12 protein-coding genes are annotated in these 14,863 nt (G+C 60.4%); 8 read left to right on the top strand and 4 right to left on the bottom strand.

Annotated elements, in window-relative coordinates:
- Nucleotides 1-10: 10 nt before the first annotated feature.
- Both M0D64_RS03080 and M0D64_RS03075 read right to left on the bottom strand, forming a co-directional pair.
- The gene (locus M0D64_RS03080; protein WP_266256567.1) at nucleotides 11-1,156 is read right to left on the bottom strand and encodes a porin; all 1,146 of its coding nucleotides are present in this window, start codon (nucleotides 1,154-1,156) and stop codon (nucleotides 11-13) included.
- Nucleotides 1,157-1,727: 571 nt separating this feature from the next.
- The gene (locus tag M0D64_RS03075; protein WP_266242467.1) at nucleotides 1,728-2,642 is read right to left on the bottom strand and encodes a LysR substrate-binding domain-containing protein; all 915 of its coding nucleotides are present in this window, start codon (nucleotides 2,640-2,642) and stop codon (nucleotides 1,728-1,730) included.
- A 121-nt stretch (nucleotides 2,643-2,763) separates the two neighbouring features.
- Between M0D64_RS03075 and M0D64_RS03070 the strand changes: the two genes are divergently transcribed.
- The 5 genes from M0D64_RS03070 to M0D64_RS03050 all read left to right on the top strand — a co-directional run bounded on the left by M0D64_RS03070 (nucleotide 2,764) and on the right by M0D64_RS03050 (nucleotide 7,987).
- Complete coding sequence (locus tag M0D64_RS03070; RefSeq protein ID WP_266256566.1) at nucleotides 2,764-3,648, top strand: hypothetical protein; 885 nt, start codon at nucleotides 2,764-2,766, stop codon at nucleotides 3,646-3,648.
- Nucleotides 3,649-3,688: 40 nt separating this feature from the next.
- Nucleotides 3,689-4,915, top strand: a complete 1,227-nt coding sequence (locus M0D64_RS03065; protein ID WP_266256565.1) for a Xaa-Pro peptidase family protein — start codon at nucleotides 3,689-3,691, stop codon at nucleotides 4,913-4,915.
- 136 nt (nucleotides 4,916-5,051) lie between these two features.
- The gene (locus M0D64_RS03060) at nucleotides 5,052-6,047 is read left to right on the top strand and encodes an ABC transporter substrate-binding protein (protein WP_308101761.1); all 996 of its coding nucleotides are present in this window, start codon (nucleotides 5,052-5,054) and stop codon (nucleotides 6,045-6,047) included.
- Nucleotides 6,048-6,152: 105 nt separating this feature from the next.
- Nucleotides 6,153-7,121 (top strand): proline/glycine betaine ABC transporter permease, encoded by a 969-nt coding sequence (locus tag M0D64_RS03055; protein WP_266256563.1) that lies wholly within the window; start codon nucleotides 6,153-6,155, stop codon nucleotides 7,119-7,121.
- A gap of 32 nt (nucleotides 7,122-7,153) precedes the next feature.
- Complete coding sequence (locus M0D64_RS03050; RefSeq protein ID WP_266256562.1) at nucleotides 7,154-7,987, top strand: glycine betaine/L-proline ABC transporter ATP-binding protein; 834 nt, start codon at nucleotides 7,154-7,156, stop codon at nucleotides 7,985-7,987.
- 37 nt (nucleotides 7,988-8,024) lie between these two features.
- On the opposite strand, the gene M0D64_RS03045 is transcribed toward M0D64_RS03050, so the two are convergent.
- Nucleotides 8,025-9,614 (bottom strand): tetratricopeptide repeat protein, encoded by a 1,590-nt coding sequence (locus M0D64_RS03045; RefSeq protein ID WP_266256561.1) that lies wholly within the window; start codon nucleotides 9,612-9,614, stop codon nucleotides 8,025-8,027.
- Between the two features lie 87 nt (nucleotides 9,615-9,701).
- A complete protein-coding gene (locus M0D64_RS03040; RefSeq protein ID WP_266256560.1) occupies nucleotides 9,702-10,406 on the bottom strand; it encodes a helix-turn-helix transcriptional regulator in 705 nt (234 codons plus the stop codon).
- A gap of 156 nt (nucleotides 10,407-10,562) precedes the next feature.
- Between M0D64_RS03040 and M0D64_RS03035 the strand changes: the two genes are divergently transcribed.
- The 3 genes from M0D64_RS03035 (at nucleotide 10,563) to M0D64_RS03025 (ending at nucleotide 14,851) form a co-directional block, all read left to right on the top strand.
- Nucleotides 10,563-11,942: an MFS transporter gene (locus M0D64_RS03035; protein WP_266256559.1), complete on the top strand. Its 1,380-nt coding sequence runs from the start codon at nucleotides 10,563-10,565 to the stop codon at nucleotides 11,940-11,942.
- A 604-nt stretch (nucleotides 11,943-12,546) separates the two neighbouring features.
- Nucleotides 12,547-13,917 carry a group II intron reverse transcriptase/maturase gene (gene ltrA, locus M0D64_RS03030; RefSeq protein ID WP_266256558.1) on the top strand — a complete coding sequence of 457 codons (1,371 nt, stop codon included), beginning with the start codon at nucleotides 12,547-12,549 and terminating at the stop codon, nucleotides 13,915-13,917.
- A 529-nt stretch (nucleotides 13,918-14,446) separates the two neighbouring features.
- A complete protein-coding gene (locus tag M0D64_RS03025) occupies nucleotides 14,447-14,851 on the top strand; it encodes a nuclear transport factor 2 family protein (protein WP_266242450.1) in 405 nt (134 codons plus the stop codon).
- The last annotated feature ends 12 nt before the right edge of the window (nucleotides 14,852-14,863 follow it).

Raw genomic sequence — 14,863 nt, 5'->3', positions numbered from 1 at the left:
GACGCGCCTTTTAGAACTTATGGCGAAGTGCCACGCGCGCCACGACCTGAGTCTGCGTTGACGAGGGAGACTGCGTGCCTGGGATGAATGCGTCGTCGAGAATCGAGTTGGTAGAACTGCCGGCGACCTTCTGATACTCGCCTTGAACATAGATGTCCGTGCGTTTGGACAGGTTGTAGTCCGCCATTAGTCCGACGGAGTGGATTTTTGGCTTCACACTGCCTGTTGAGGCGTCGTATGTCTCCATCGTGTACACATACTGTGCGCCGACAAAGAACGCGGGTGTGATCTGGTATTTGCCGTTGACTTCGAAGTTCTGGTATTTGAGCGTATTCAGCAGGACGCCGTTCGCGGCGAGCGGGATGCCGATATAGCCGTTACCGGTGGGGTCCTTGTAGTTCGAATTGGTATAGGCGAAGCCGACGGTTGCTGAGCCGAACGTGTAATTGATCCCGCCGCCGAACACGCGCATGCGGCCGGCGATGAAGCTTGCATCGTTGGCGGTAATTGCGCCGTTGGAACCCACGCCGGGATTATTCGCCTGCAAATAGGCCGCCGCGACCAGCAGACCGCCGTTTGCGTATTGAGCGCCGAAGCTGTACTGACGATTGTTGGCGAAATTCGTATCGTTGCTGAAGCTATACGTGCCACCGAACTGAAACCCCGAGAAATCCGGGCTTGCGTATTTGATGGTGTTATCGACACGGAACGAGTTATCGGTGTTGTCGTTATCGTACGGGTGTGCGAACAGATAGCCAGCCCAATTGCCGTTGGCGGTGGTTTGCGCGAGATAGTCGACGACCGAATCGTATTGACGGCCAAGCGTAACGGAGCCGAAGCGATCGCTGCTCAGCCCCACATAGGCTTGCCGCCCGAACATCCGACCGCCTTGATTGAGCCGCCCGGAATTCAGATCGAAGCCATTTTCGAGTTGAAAGATTGCTTTGAGACCACCCCCGAGATCTTCCGAGCCTTTCATGCCCCAGCGACTGCCTTGAGCGTAACCGCTGGCGAGTTCCACGACGCTACCGTGCCCCACGTTATTCGTATAGTCGATCCCTTCATCGATGACTCCGTACAGCGTCACGCTGCTTTGCGCGAAGGCGGGGGAGGCGACGACGCCGACCAGGGCGACAGCGAGGACTTTCTTTTTCATAAGATCTCCGGAATGGTTTGGCAAGTGGCCGACGCATGATTTTCCGGACAATACTTTTTGCAAAGCGAGGAATTCTGATGGCACCAATCGGAAACACCGATGGAGCAAGTGCGGGGGAGGTGACAACCGAACCGCGAACCGTTTGCGATCCGAATTATTCGATTGAAGATCGTGCGAACAACACGCGAGGCAAGCCAAGTTAAGGCGAGGTACGGCGCGACCGAACGAGATGCAGGACGAAGCGAGAAGGGGGGCGAACCAGACGGTGTTAAGAAGTACGCTTCGGCGCGCGCAGCGCCGCCGGAAGAATGAGTCCCTTGTCACAAGCGCATGCCGGTGCACGAACCCAGATTCCAGATGCACCACTACCCTATGCAAACAACGGTGCCCACTTAGCAGGAGTGGTTTGAGCCGCTTTCTCTTGCTTACTTCTCTTTGCGGCGGCAAAGAGAAGTAAGTGCCGCCCCGCACAGGGGCAACACTAATAGACCACTACCAATTCAAGGAAAGGCCAAAGCCCCAAGAACACTGACAAACAAGCGCCGCGCAAGGCAAAAAAAACAGCAAAAAACTAAGCAGCAACTCCAACAACAACGTTGCGCCTCTCCTCCACCATCTCCTCAATCAACCCAGCAAGCACATCCACCGCAGGATCCCGATTAACGGAAGCCCGATGCAACTCAAGGTCAGCCGGAGGCAAAACCGGCAGCCCTTCCTGAACTCCTAGCACCCGCCAGTTATCGGGCAAAGTACACCGATCGATAATAGTGACAGCCGCCCCATGATTAACAGCAACCTTAATCCCTGTAGGACTCTGACTGGTATAAACAACCTGATACTGCCGCTCAAGCGCGGCAAGCGCTTCAAGCCCCCGTTGCCGATAACAGCAAGTCTCAGGAAACAAAGCCAGCGGCACAGGAACCCCAGGTTCCAAAACAAAATCCCGATGCGCCGCCCACACCACCTCCTCACGCCCCAGATGCCGCCCGCTAGTCTGCGACCCATGCCGCACCACTAGCGCCAGATCCAACTCCCCAGCCTGCAACCGTTCCAGCAACTCCAACGACATCCGGCAATGAATATGCGGCCGCGCGCCCGGCCTAAGCGCATAAAACTTCTTGAGCAACTCAGGCAGCCATAACTCCGCATAATCCTCGGGCAACCCAAACCGGATCACCCCATCACTATTACTCCGGTTCAGCGCAGCAATCGCCTCGTTCTGCACCTGAATAATGCGCCGCGCGTGAATCAAAAAATTCTCGCCATCGCGCGACAAAGCCAACCGCCGGCTGTTACGCAGAAACATGTGCGTTTCCAGCCGGTCCTCCAGCGTGCGAATCCGCAGACTGATGGTCGACTGTGTGCGGTGCAGCAATCTGGCCGCCGCGGTAAATCCGCCGCTATCGACCACGGCAACGAACGCCCGCACCAGTTCGGGGTCAAGAGAACTCAGTTTCGACCAATCGGGTCCGCTGATGGAAGCCATCGGAATTACTCGCTTTCCAAAGAAATTTGGCGATCAAAACATGGGGGCGTCAGTGAGGTGATTGTTGTCGAAAACAATTCGCGTCACAAATCAGTCTGAACCCCTAATCTGGAGTCCCGCCGTGTCAGTCCTTCCTCTTGCCGATGCCGAATGCAATGATTTGAGCGACATCGTCGATACCGGGCGCTATCCGTTGCACGATCCGGACCACCCCCGTATGCGCGAGCTGGTCGCAAGCTGCCGCGCCCACCTGGCGGGCAACGGCAGCGCGGTGCTGCACGGTTTCCTGCGGCCTGAGGCGCTCGTCCAGGCGCGGGCCGAGGGCGTGGCGCTGGCGGCCAAGACCTACTTTTCGACTCGTAAGGTCAATGCCTACTTCACGGCGGACGATCCGTCGCTGCCCGCCGACGATCCGCGCCGCGTCTTCATGGACCGCACCAGCGGCTTCGTCACCCGCGATGTCATTCCCGCCGATGCGATCGTGCATCGCATCTATGTGGCTCTCGCGATGAAGCGCTTCGTTGCCGCCTGCCTCGGTGAAGCGCGTGTCTGGGAATACGCGGATCCCTATGCCGGACTGGTTCAGAACGTCATGCCGCCGGGCACCGAACAGCCGTGGCACTACGACACCAACGAATTCATCGTCTCGATGATGACGCAACAGCCGGAGGCGGGCGGCGATTTCGAGTATTGCCCGAACATCCGTTCTCCCCAGGGCGAGAACTATGGCGACGTGGGCAGCGTGGTGCGCGGCGAGACCCGTGCGCCGATCAACGTGATCACGTTGCAACCCGGTGATCTGCAATTGTTCAAGGGACGTTTTTCACTGCACCGCGTCACCAGGGTGCAAGGCGGAATCGACCGGCATACGGCGATCTTCGCGTACTCGCAGAAGCCCGGTGTGATCGGTCGGCTCGAACGTACGCGCCAACTGTATGGACGAGTTTCCGAAATGCATCTGGAAGCCGAGCAGCGGCTCGTGCGCGCTGACAACCTCGTCGATTGAAGCTGTTTTTCTCAAACCACCCCACGTCCCCTTCAAAAACATGACGATTATTCGCCCGACCCACCGCCCGGAAGATTGCGAACCGACCGTGGAGGAAATCGCGCAGATCCAGCGTGACCGGCTTGCCGCCGTGCGCCGCGAACTGAAAAAACGCGATCTGACCGCCGCGATCCTGTTCGACCCCACGCATATGCGCTACGCGACCGGCTCGCGCAACATGCAGGTATATTCGATGCGCAATCCGGCGCGCTATCTGTTCGTACCGGCCGAAGGCAAGGTCGTGCTGTTCGAATACGCCGGCTGCGACTTTCTCGCCGACGGACTCGATACTGTCGACGAAGTACGGCCCGCCATCGCGATTTCCTATTACTTCTGCGACGACATGCTGGGTCGCGTCACCGAACGCTGGGCCGACGAAATCGACGAGCTGGTCAGGCAGAGCGGCGGCGGCAAACGCATCGCCATCGAAAGCGCGACGTCGGCGGCGGCCTTTGCGTTGCAAGCGCGCGGCTATCAGATCAGCGACGCACAGGAACCGCTCGAACGGGCCCGTTCGATCAAAGTGCCCAACGAGATCAAGATGATCCGTTCATCGTTGCGTGCAGCGGAAGAGGGCGTGCGCAAGCTGGAGGCCGCGCTCGTGCCCGGCGTCAGCGAAAACGAACTCTGGTCGCATCTGCACAAGCACATCATCGAAACGGACGGCGACTACGTGGAGACACGTTTGATCAGCTCCGGTCCGCGCACCAATCCGTGGTTCCAGGAAAGCAGCCCGCGCAAGATCCAGACAGGCGAACTCGTTGGCCTCGATACGGATGTAGTTGGGCGCTTCGGTTATTACGCGGACTTCTCGCGCACGTTCCTGTGCGGCGACGCTCCCGCCACGGCGGCACAGAAAACGCTCTACAAATTGGCCTACGAACAGGTGCATTCGAACATGGAGAACGTGCGCGCCGGCACCACCTTCCAGGAGTTCATCGCAAGGGCCTGGAAGATTCCCGGCCCTTACCAGGCGCGCCGCTATTTCGCGCTCGCGCACGGCGTCGGCATGACCGGCGAGTATCCGTACATCGTCCATCGCGAGGACAACGACGCCAAGGGCTATGACGGCGTGATCGAGCCCGGCATGACGCTATGCATCGAAAGCTATATCGGCCATGAAGATGGCGGCGAAGGCGTCAAGCTGGAAGAGCAGGTGTATGTGCGCGACGACGGCCGCGTGGAGCTGCTGTCGGACTATCCGTTCGAGAAGCGCCTGCTCGCTTGAGCGCATGGCGTGTCCTCACCGGCATGTGAGGCAGAGGTTCGGCCTCTCGCGCGTGCCGGCTCAATGCAATTCAACGCTCCAAGGGTGATCGACGATGCAATTCAGACAACTTCGGGCGGTGCTGTGCGCCGCCGCCATGACTTTGACCGGCGTCACCGCGCACGCTGCGGATAGCTGGTGCGCGCAAGGCAAGACGGTGCATTTCGCCGGCATTACGTGGGAAAGCGGCTCCTTCGCGACTGAGGTGCTGCGGCAGATTCTGGAGAAGGGCTACGGTTGCAAGACCGATGTCGTGCCCGGCAGCACGGCCGCCACCGAAACCGCGCTCGCGCACAACGACGTGCAGGTGTGGGCCGAACAGTGGACCGGACGCAGCGAGATCACCGCGAAGGCCGTGGCCTCGGGCAGCGTCAAGCTGGTAGGCGACACCTTGCCGGGCGGCACGAAGGAAGGCTGGTTCGTGCCGGAATACGTGGTGAAGGGCGATCCCAAACGCGGTATCAAGCCGGTCGCCGCAGGTCTTGTTTCAGTGACCGATCTGCCCAAGTACAAGAGCGTATTCGCCGACGACGAGGAACCGGACAAGGGCCGCTTTCTCAACTGTCCGACGGGCTGGGATTGCGAACGGGTCAACACGCGCTTGCTGAAGGTGTTGAATCTCGATGCGAGCTACACCAACTTCCACCCAGGCACGGGTGCCGCGCTCGATGCTGCTATCGCTTCCGCGTACCAACGCGGCGCGCCGATTGTGTTCTATTACTGGGGCCCGGCTGCGTTGATGGCGAAGTACAGGTTCGTCGAACTGAAGATGCCTGCCTATAACGACGCGTGCTGGAAGACCTTGCGCGACGAAAGCAGTACCTCGCAATGCGCTTCCTCGTACATGGTCTCGCATGTCACGGTAGGCGTATCCACGCCGTTCTACGACGCCGACCCGCAACTCGTGTCGATGCTCGGCAAGGTCAAGTTTCCGATGGACTTCCTTAACAGCACGATCCTCGAAATGAGCACGAAGAAACTCGACGGTTCAGCCATGGCCACACAATTCCTGCGCGAGCATCCGGAGATGTGGAAGCAATGGGTGCCTTCCGACGTCGCGTCGAAAGTGCAGGCCGGACTTGCTGGCGCCTGACAGGCTGTAACGTCAGGCAGATTTCGACGGCACGAGCTCTTGCGGCTTCGTGCCGGACTGCAGGTGTTGTACGTCCTGTGGTCCACCTGTAGTGGAGGAGGGGTCATGCATTCGTTTTTTCTGCATCTTTCGATTGCCGACTGGGTGAACGACGCCGTGCAATCGTTCGTTACCCGCTACGGCGACAGCTTTCACCAGTTCAGCATTGCACTGCTGCGCTATGTGCTCGTGCCGCTCGAAGGCGCATTGCGCGCATTACCGCCATGGCTGATCCTGCTGGCGGTCGGCGCGGTGACGTGGAATGCGACGCGGCGCCTGAGCATTGCCGGTTTCTTCATGCTGCTGCTCTATGCGATCGGTTGCTTCGGTCTGTGGGAAAAGCTGATGCAGACCCTCGCGTTGATGCTGGTGGCGACGGTGCTGTCGGTCTCGCTCGGTGTGCCGCTCGGCATTCTCACCTCGCGCAGCGCATGGCTGCGGCGCGTGCTGTTACCCACGCTCGACGTCATGCAAACGTTACCCAGCTTCGTCTATCTGATTCCGGTGCTGATGCTGTTCGGCCTTGGCAAGGTGCCGGCGATCCTCGCCACGATCATCTATGCGCTGCCACCGCTGATTCGCCTGACCGATCTTGGCATCCGCCATGTGGATGCCGAGGTGGTCGAGGCGGCGCGCGCCTTCGGCACGACGCGCTGGCAGTTGCTGGTGAACGTGCAGATGCCGCTGGCGCGGCCCAGCATCATGGCCGGCATCAACCAGACGACGATGATGGCGCTCTCCATGGTGGTGATCGCCTCGATGATCGGTTCGCGCGGCCTCGGCGAGGATGTGCTCGCCGGCATTCAGACGCTCGACGTGGGCAAGGGGACGCAGGCAGGCATTGCCATCGTGATCCTCGCAATCGTGATCGACCGTATCAGCCAGGGCTATGGGCAGGACCGCCGTGCGCGACGGGTGTTAGCACAGCGCAGAAAGGCCCGGGCGGCTTCGCGCATTCCTTATCGCGTGAACAGCACGAATACGGATGAAACATCGGCGGCTGAAGGCGGGCTCGAAACCCGCACGGCCAAATGACAGGAACAGCAGGAAAAAGCGAGGAGAGCGACATGGCAGCGATTGAAGTCAACCACGTGTACAAGCTTTTCGGCCCGCCGGCCAGTCATACGCGCGTGCTGGACCTGTTGCGAAGCGGCAAGGGCAAAGCCGACGTGCTGGCCCAGACCGGTTGCAACGTCGGCCTGAACGACGTCAGCCTGAATATCGGCGCGGGCGAAATCTTCGTGATCATGGGACTGTCCGGTTCCGGAAAGTCGACCCTTGTGCGCCATTTCAACCGGCTGATCGAGCCGACCGCGGGCGAGATCGTGATCGACGGCTCAGATGTCATCAAGCTCGGCGCGCAAGGCCTGCGTGACCTTCGCCGCTATAAGGTCAGCATGGTGTTCCAGAATTTCGGACTGCTGCCGCATCAGACCGTGCTCGACAATACGACGTATGCATTGCGTGTGCGCGGCGAAAGCAAGTCAGAGGCCAATGAGAAAGCCCGTGTCTGGCTCGGCAAAGTGGGTCTGAACGGTTACGACGAACACTATCCGGACGAGTTATCCGGCGGCATGCGTCAGCGGGTTGGACTTGCCCGCGCGCTTGCCGCGGATACGGACGTCGTGCTGATGGACGAAGCATTCTCCGCGCTCGACCCGCTGATCCGCACGGAAATGCAGGACCAGTTGCTGCAACTGCAGGCTACGCTAAAGAAGACCATCGTGTTCATCACGCACGATCTCGACGAAGCACTGCGGATCGGCAACCGCATTGCGATTCTGCGCGACGGCAAACTCGTGCAGGAAGGTACGCCCAACGAGATCCTGACGCGCCCCGCGGACGACTACGTGAGGCGTTTTGTCGAGCGCCGCTCGGATCGCGACACAGTCAGCCATTGATACAGAGCTTGTATGCGCTAGGATGTTGAGCCCGGTTTCACGGAGCAATCTCCGGAAAGCCGGGCAAGCCATCTTCGGGCGCGAGTCTGTCGTCGACCGCGAGGCCGCGGCAGTCCGGTGCCGGAGGCGCCGTCGCTGAAACGGTCTCGATTCCGGCATGACTTCCTGCGTTGGCGACACGGGTTTTTTCGGCTTGCATGGCGACGCTGCAACCTTGCGCCTCGAGCAGCGAGGTCGAGTTACTCGCGCTGCATTCCTTGTGCAAGTTGTCGGCCCAGCTCGCAAAGCCGAGGAGCTTGCTCCGCTCTTTCAGATCCCCGGCCAGTTCGGCATACCTGGCATAGGCGAGCCCCGCGTGTGTCGGATCCATCTTGATGGCGCTCACGTATTCGCGGCGCGCGCCGTTGTCGTCGTCGAGCAGCTTGAGCGATTCCGCCAGATTGACGTGCGCTTCCTGGTAATCTGGTTTCAGATAAACGGCGATACGGAAATCGTCGCGCGCGTTTTGCAGGTCGGACTTCGCTTCAGTGGAATGACGGTCCGGCGCTTGCCTGGCCAGTGCCAGCCAGGCGCGGCCAATCGCATTGAATGCCGCCTCCCGTGACGAATGCAAGGCAATGGATCGTTCGAACGCGCCGATCGCCAGCTTGTGGCAACCGAGCTCGCTGAGCGCAACGCCCCAGTTATAAAAGCTCCAGGACGACGGGTATTCGGCGGATAGGCGGCTGACCGCGCTGATTTCGCCTTTGTAATCGTGGTACGCCTCGTCGATCTTCGATAGTCCGAGGAGGGCCCATTTGTAGTTCGGCTGTTCGTCTCCGGCGTCGACGATGCTCGAAAATATCCGTTCAGCCTCGGAGAAATTGCAGGCTCCCTTGCCGGCGTAGCAGCGCGCCTGAGCTTCGGCCGACTCGTACGAAGCGTAGATATAGGGACTGTGCTTCTTCAGCACATCGAGGGCGAGATCGGAGAGATTTTTATCCAGATCGGCGATTGCGCCTTCGGGCGTGTCGAAACGATAAACCTGGCCGCGTTCCACCAGGACCAGATGCAGAACGTAGTGGTCCGGGGTGCCGGTTACGCTGCCCGAGATGGTTGAAACCGGAAGCGGCAGCGCCTCGCGCACGTACTGCAGGATCGTCTTCGCGGAAATGGACGTGCCGGGCACCGAGAAATCCGGCATATCGGAATCGAGCCTGATTTCTTCTTTGGCGGAGGCGGGTATCACGTCTGCCGCGCGCTCTTCGAGGGCGATCAGATGGTCCGCGACGAATGACTGGAACGCGTCACCGGAGTAGCCGATTTTGGCGAACGCGTCGGGCACGTAGATATTTTCGATGACGGTCTCGCGTGCGGATACCAGCTTCCACAGCACGGCGCCGCCAAGGCATGCGCTGATCAGAAGCAGCAGGTTCAGCGAAACCATCCGCAGGTTGGTCGTGAAGGTTGCGAGCTTCGCGAGGCGGTCTTCGTGCGGGGTGCCCGCCTTCCCTGGCGTCGGCCCTGGTTTCTGCCCGGATTTCTGTTCTGGCTCGGGCCTTTGTCCCGTATGCGGCGGATCGGTCGGCTTGACCGCTTTCAGATGCGAGGGGCGATGAGCTCCGCGATGATGTTTCTGTGCGTGCACGTTGCCTCCCCTCGGTGAGCCGGCTTCTACAAAACGAAGCTGCGAGGCGAGGATTTAACAATTGGCGGCCTGTGTGGCCTGACGCATTTAGTCAGGTTCGTATGTCTCGCGCGCGATGCCGAAGTGCGTCTTGAGTTCATCCCAGCCGAGTGCCGTGACGGTCACCGACCGCGTGGTGGAGGACTTGCGCACCCAGCCCCATGCAAGAAAGGCATCCATCAGCCGTGCGCCTAACGGCCCCGCGACGTGAAACTGCCGCTCGGTCCAATCGAGACATTGGCGGGCCTGTTCCGTTTGGCCGACCGGCAGATCGCCGATATCGATGCCGAGTTGCTGCAGCCAAGCGCGGCCGGATGTGGTGAGCGCGTAGTGGCGCTCGCTCGCCTCGATGATGAAGCCACGTGTGAGCATGCTCTGCGTCACGGCGATGCTGATCTGGCCCGCCAGATGGTCATAGCAGCAGCGCGCGAAACGCAGCGCCTGCGCCGAGCGATTCGGCGTATTGCGCCAGGCCGGGGTGACCGGGCCAACCGACGCGAGGCTTTCAAGCACGTGCGAAACGTGCGCGCCGGCGAGCCGGTAATAGCGATGCCGGCCCTTGCTTTCCACGCTCAGCAAGCCGCCGTCGAGCAGCTTGGAGAGGTGCGAGCTGGCGGTCTGCGCGGTCACGCCCGCCGCTGCTGCAAGTGCGCCGGCCGACATGGTGCTGCCGTCGGCGAGCGTGATCAGCATCACCGAACGAACCGGTTCGGCGATCAGGTGTGCAACGCTCGAAATATTGTGCTGGCCCATTTGTTTGCAGCGTCCTTCATTGATGCGCGTTTGATGCCTGTTGGCAGGTGAAAAACCGTTCGCTTGTTCGCACTAACACTTCGATACAGCCCGAAGCATTCTCTGTGCCGGTCGCCGTATAGTCAACGGAGAACCGGGAAATAGGGGCTGAAACTCTTGAACGATGAACGTGAATATCAGAAGCGGGTATTGATCGCGACGAGCCTCAGCTACGTCATTGTCATACTGGATACGTCGATCGTAAACGTTGCGCTGGAGCCGGTTGCGGCCAGTCTGGGCTCGGATATCACCGGCCTGCAATGGGTCGTCAACGCTTACACGCTGACGTTTGCCAGCCTGCTGCTGAGCGGCGGCGCGCTAGGCGACCGGATCGGCGCGAAAACAGTCTATCTCGCCGGATTGCTGGTCTTCGCTTGCGCATCGGCGTTATGCGGATTGGCGCCGGATTTGCAGATTCTGGTAGTCGCGCGGGTATTGCAAGGCGTCGGTGCTGCACTTTTGGTGCCGTGTTCGCTGACCCTGATCAACCATGCTTTTCCGGTCGCACGGCAACGCGCCAGCGCGATCGGCGTGTGGGCCGGATGCGGCGGTATCGCGATGGCGGCGGGGCCCCTCGCCGGTGGTCTGCTGATTCACCTGCTAGGCTGGCGCAGCATTTTTCTGGTGAACGTGCCGATCGCGCTGATCGGCGCGTGGCTGACTACGCGTGTCGATTCGGTGCGGCCGGCCAGCTCGGACAGGTCGATGGATGTCGCCGGGCAACTGCTCGCCATCGTTGCGCTTGGCGCGTCGGTAGCCGTGCTGATCGAGGGGGCGAAGCTCGGATGGCAGGCGGGCGCGATACATGCGGGCGCGGCGATTGCGCTTGTCGCCTGGGTTGCATTCGTGCTGGTCGAGGCCAAACGCAAACAACCGATGCTGCCGTTGGGCTTCTTTCGTAGTCCAGTGTTTTCTGCCTCGGCATTCGTTTCGCTGATTTCCGGCCTGATTTTCTATGGCTTGTTTTTCCTGTTGAGTTTGTACTTCCAGTCTGCACGCGGATGGTCTCCGTTGCGGACCGGCCTCGCATTCCTGCCGTTGACCGTGATGGTGACCATCGGCAGCTTCGTGTCCGGCGCGTTGAACCGGACGTATGGCGTGCACCGGCTCGTTTGTGCTGGCTTCCTGCTGTATGCACTGGGTTTCGCCGGGCTCGTCGCGCTCGCGGACGATGCGCCGTATTGGCGTATTGCGCTTTGCTTTCCCGCGGTCGGTTTCGGGGCGGGGGTGATTTCGCCGGCGGCGACCGCCGCGTTGATGACCGCGGTAGACACGGCGCGTGCCGGCGTCGGGGCGGGTGTGCTCAACGCGAGCCGGCAGACAGGGTCCGCTTTTGGCGTCGCGATCTTCGGTGCGCTGATGAGTGCGATCCAGCCACTCGACGCGGGGATTCGCGTGGCGGTCTGTCTGGCGATTGGTTTGTCGCTGCTGGCCGCGCTGGTCTGGAGTCTCGCTTTGGCCGTGGCGACGCGTTATGCGGGCAGTGATGCCTGGTAAGCCGCGTGAACCGCAAAAGAGAGGCGCGCTGACCGCGTTGGGCGGTATGGGCGGTCCGCCGGCTCGAACATCTCGTGAGCGCTTTGCTGCTCTGTTCCCGGCTGGTCGCCCTGGTCACGTAAAAACAACCTTGCCCTATTCGCAGGAGCGGGTGCAATGCCCGCTCATGGCGTGCGCCGTGAAAAGGCGGCGCTTTTCCAGTGGGTGAAAGCCCCACCCGGCAACCGCTCCAGCCGGAAGCAACCGGAGCAATCGTGGAGGTAACGAAGCGGTTGAAGCCTTCGGTGAAGCGTGTCACGAAATACGGTGACAGCGCGAGTGTGCAGGCCGTAACGCGAGTGAACGCCGAGCAAGCCTCGAAAAGGACGATGCGCAGGCCGACCCGAGAGCCATGTCGGGGAAGGCTGATACGGCTGGGTGAATGAGCAGGCAGGACGCCCAGTCGCTGCGCCGGGGTAGTGGCGACAGCATGCACACAAGGGAAGCGCACGCAACACGGGAAGCCCCCTGGCGTGGTCAGGGATGACCAACCGGACGCCCGTGAGGGACAGGCCGGGCGCCTTGGGGTGACGGAGAGGCCCGTATTACCGTTGAAGCCGGTGTAATGCTGGTGGAGGGAAGGGGCCTCAGTTCAAGACAGACGCAATACGTAGTGAGGACGTGGAGATTGGGCAACCTATCAACTCCGATTCGTGTTCAGAAACTGCAGATGGCGTTACACGCGAAAGCGAAGGCAGAAGCCGGGTATCGCTTCTACGCGCTGTACGACAAGATCTATCGCGAGGATGTGCTGGCGCATGCGTACGCTCAGTGCCGCTCGAACAAGGGCGCACCGGGTGTCGATCGGCAGGACTTCGCGGAGGTCGAGGCGTACGGGGTGCAGAAGTGGCTCGGCGAACTGGCGCTTGCGCTCAGGCAGGAGACTTACCGGCCGGACCCTATCAGACGAGTGTTTATCCCGAAGGCCAATGGCAAGCTGAGGCCACTGGGCATCTCGACCTTGCGTGATCGGGTGTGCATGACAGCAGCAATGCTCGTGCTCGAACCGATCTTCGAGGCTGACCTTCCACCGGAGCAATACGCTTACCGCCCGGGGCGAAACGCCCAGCAAGCGGTGATCGAGGTGGAGGAGCGGCTGCACCGAGGGCAAACGGACGTTGTTGACGCCGACCTCGCGGACTACTTCGGAAGTATTCCCCACGCCGAATTGATGCTGTCGCTCGCGCGACGCATCGTTGATCGGCGAGTGCTGCATCTGATCAGGATGTGGCTGGAATGCCCCGTAGAAGAAACCGATAACCGAGGCCGGAAGAAACGTACGACGGAGGCCAAAGACAGCAGACGTGGCATTCCGCAAGGCTCACCCATCTCACCACTGCTGGCGAATATTTATATGCGCCGGTTTGTGCTGGCATGGAAGAAGCTCGGACTTCAGCGCAGTCTTGGCAGTCGCATTGTGACCTACGCGGACGATCTGGTGATCCTGTGCAAGAAAGGGAAGGCTGAGGAAGCCTTGTCACGAATGCGCGAGATCATGAGCAAGCTGAAGCTGACGGTCAACGAGGAGAAGACACGAATCTGCAAGGTTCCGGAAGGCGAATTCGACTTCCTGGGTTACACGTTTGGGCGGATGTACTCGGCGACGACTGGACAGGCCCGTATGGGCATGCATCCGTCGAAGAAGAGTATCCGGCGCATGGTTGAGAAGATCCACGCGCTGACCGCCGCTTCGATGACGTGGCTCGATACCACGGAGCTGATTGGCAAATTGAATCGCACGCTACGCGGCTGGGCGAACTACTTCAAGGTAGGCACGGTCAGTCGCGCATATCGGGCGCTCGATAGCTATACCAGCACGCGGTTGCGCCGGTGGTTGCGTACCAAGCACAAGGTAAGACGTCGCCGGGGCGGGAGCTATCCACCCTCGCACCTCTACGGGCACTTTGGTCTCGTTCGTCTACAAGGGCCTTGGTAGTGACTTGCCGTGTACGAAGGCGTGATGTCTTGTCCGAGAGCCGGATGCGGGAGATCTGCATGTCCGGTTCGATGAGCGGGTTGTGGAAACGGGGTTAAGGCTAGGATATTCGGGCACCGCCAAACGAAAGAGGCGGAAACAGACAAACCGAACCTAATGCTACCGCGCCACAACTCGACTCTACCCCTCATGTGGACCAGGCGATTCATTATCGCTGGTACTAGTGTACGGTGAAGCGCTGCCTCGAAAGCACACAAGTGCTGAACTAGCGTCAGCCTCGCGCCAGCTTGCCGCGATCATCGCGTCAAGCACGTCAAGCGCACTAAACCCACCAAGCCCACCAACGGCCCGAATCCGAAAACCCGGTTCCAGGCCAGTCAACCCGCGTCTCCCCGACACACGCTGCACCAGGCGAAACCAGCGCACTGGCCCTACCGTCGAGTGGTCACCAAACTTACACTTTTCCATAAGAGGTCGCCGCTTAGGCAAGCTCACGAGTCTCACCCAATTCACCAAGCAGGAGACATGCATGGCCACACCAGAAACGTCCGCATCGAAGGTCACCGCGGACACGCTCGCCGCATTTTCCGCCGCGTTCAATCGTCACGATGCGAACGCGCTAATGGGCTTCATGACCGAAGACTGTGTGTTCGACGCCGCCGGCGGAAGTGAAGTCTATGGCGCGCGCTTCGTCGGTCGCGACGCGGTGCGCGCGGCGTTCGAAACAGTCTTCAAGACTTTCCCGGATGCGCATTGGGGAAAGGGCCGTCACTACGTAATCGGCGAACGCGGCGTGTCCGAATGGGTATTCACGGGGACGCATGCGGAAGGCTGGCGCATCGAAGCAGAAGGGTGCGATCTCTTCGAGTTCCGCGATGGTCTGATCGCAGTCAAGCGCGCGTTCCGCAAGGAACGTCCGAAGCAGAACGTTTGACGCCGACGAGGA

This window comes from Paraburkholderia sp. WS6, assembly GCF_030464835.1.
GTDB classification, from domain to species: domain Bacteria; phylum Pseudomonadota; class Gammaproteobacteria; order Burkholderiales; family Burkholderiaceae; genus Paraburkholderia; species Paraburkholderia madseniana.
This window is presented reverse-complemented; position numbering and strand designations above follow the sequence as displayed.

Bases quoted from the DNA above. Each gene is read 5' to 3' on its own strand.
- M0D64_RS03060 (WP_308101761.1), top strand. From the start codon at position 5,052: ATGACTTTGACCGGCGTCACCGCGCACGCTGCGGATAGCTGGTGCGCG.
- M0D64_RS03055 (WP_266256563.1), top strand. From the start codon at position 6,153: ATGCATTCGTTTTTTCTGCATCTTTCGATTGCCGACTGGGTGAACGAC.
- M0D64_RS03025 (WP_266242450.1), top strand. From the start codon at position 14,447: ATGGCCACACCAGAAACGTCCGCATCGAAGGTCACCGCGGACACGCTC.
- ltrA (WP_266256558.1), top strand. From the start codon at position 12,547: ATGCTGGTGGAGGGAAGGGGCCTCAGTTCAAGACAGACGCAATACGTA.
- M0D64_RS03065 (WP_266256565.1), top strand. From the start codon at position 3,689: ATGACGATTATTCGCCCGACCCACCGCCCGGAAGATTGCGAACCGACC.
- M0D64_RS03050 (WP_266256562.1), top strand. From the start codon at position 7,154: ATGGCAGCGATTGAAGTCAACCACGTGTACAAGCTTTTCGGCCCGCCG.
- M0D64_RS03080 (WP_266256567.1), bottom strand. From the start codon at position 1,156: ATGAAAAAGAAAGTCCTCGCTGTCGCCCTGGTCGGCGTCGTCGCCTCC.
- M0D64_RS03040 (WP_266256560.1), bottom strand. From the start codon at position 10,406: ATGGGCCAGCACAATATTTCGAGCGTTGCACACCTGATCGCCGAACCG.
- M0D64_RS03075 (WP_266242467.1), bottom strand. From the start codon at position 2,642: ATGGCTTCCATCAGCGGACCCGATTGGTCGAAACTGAGTTCTCTTGAC.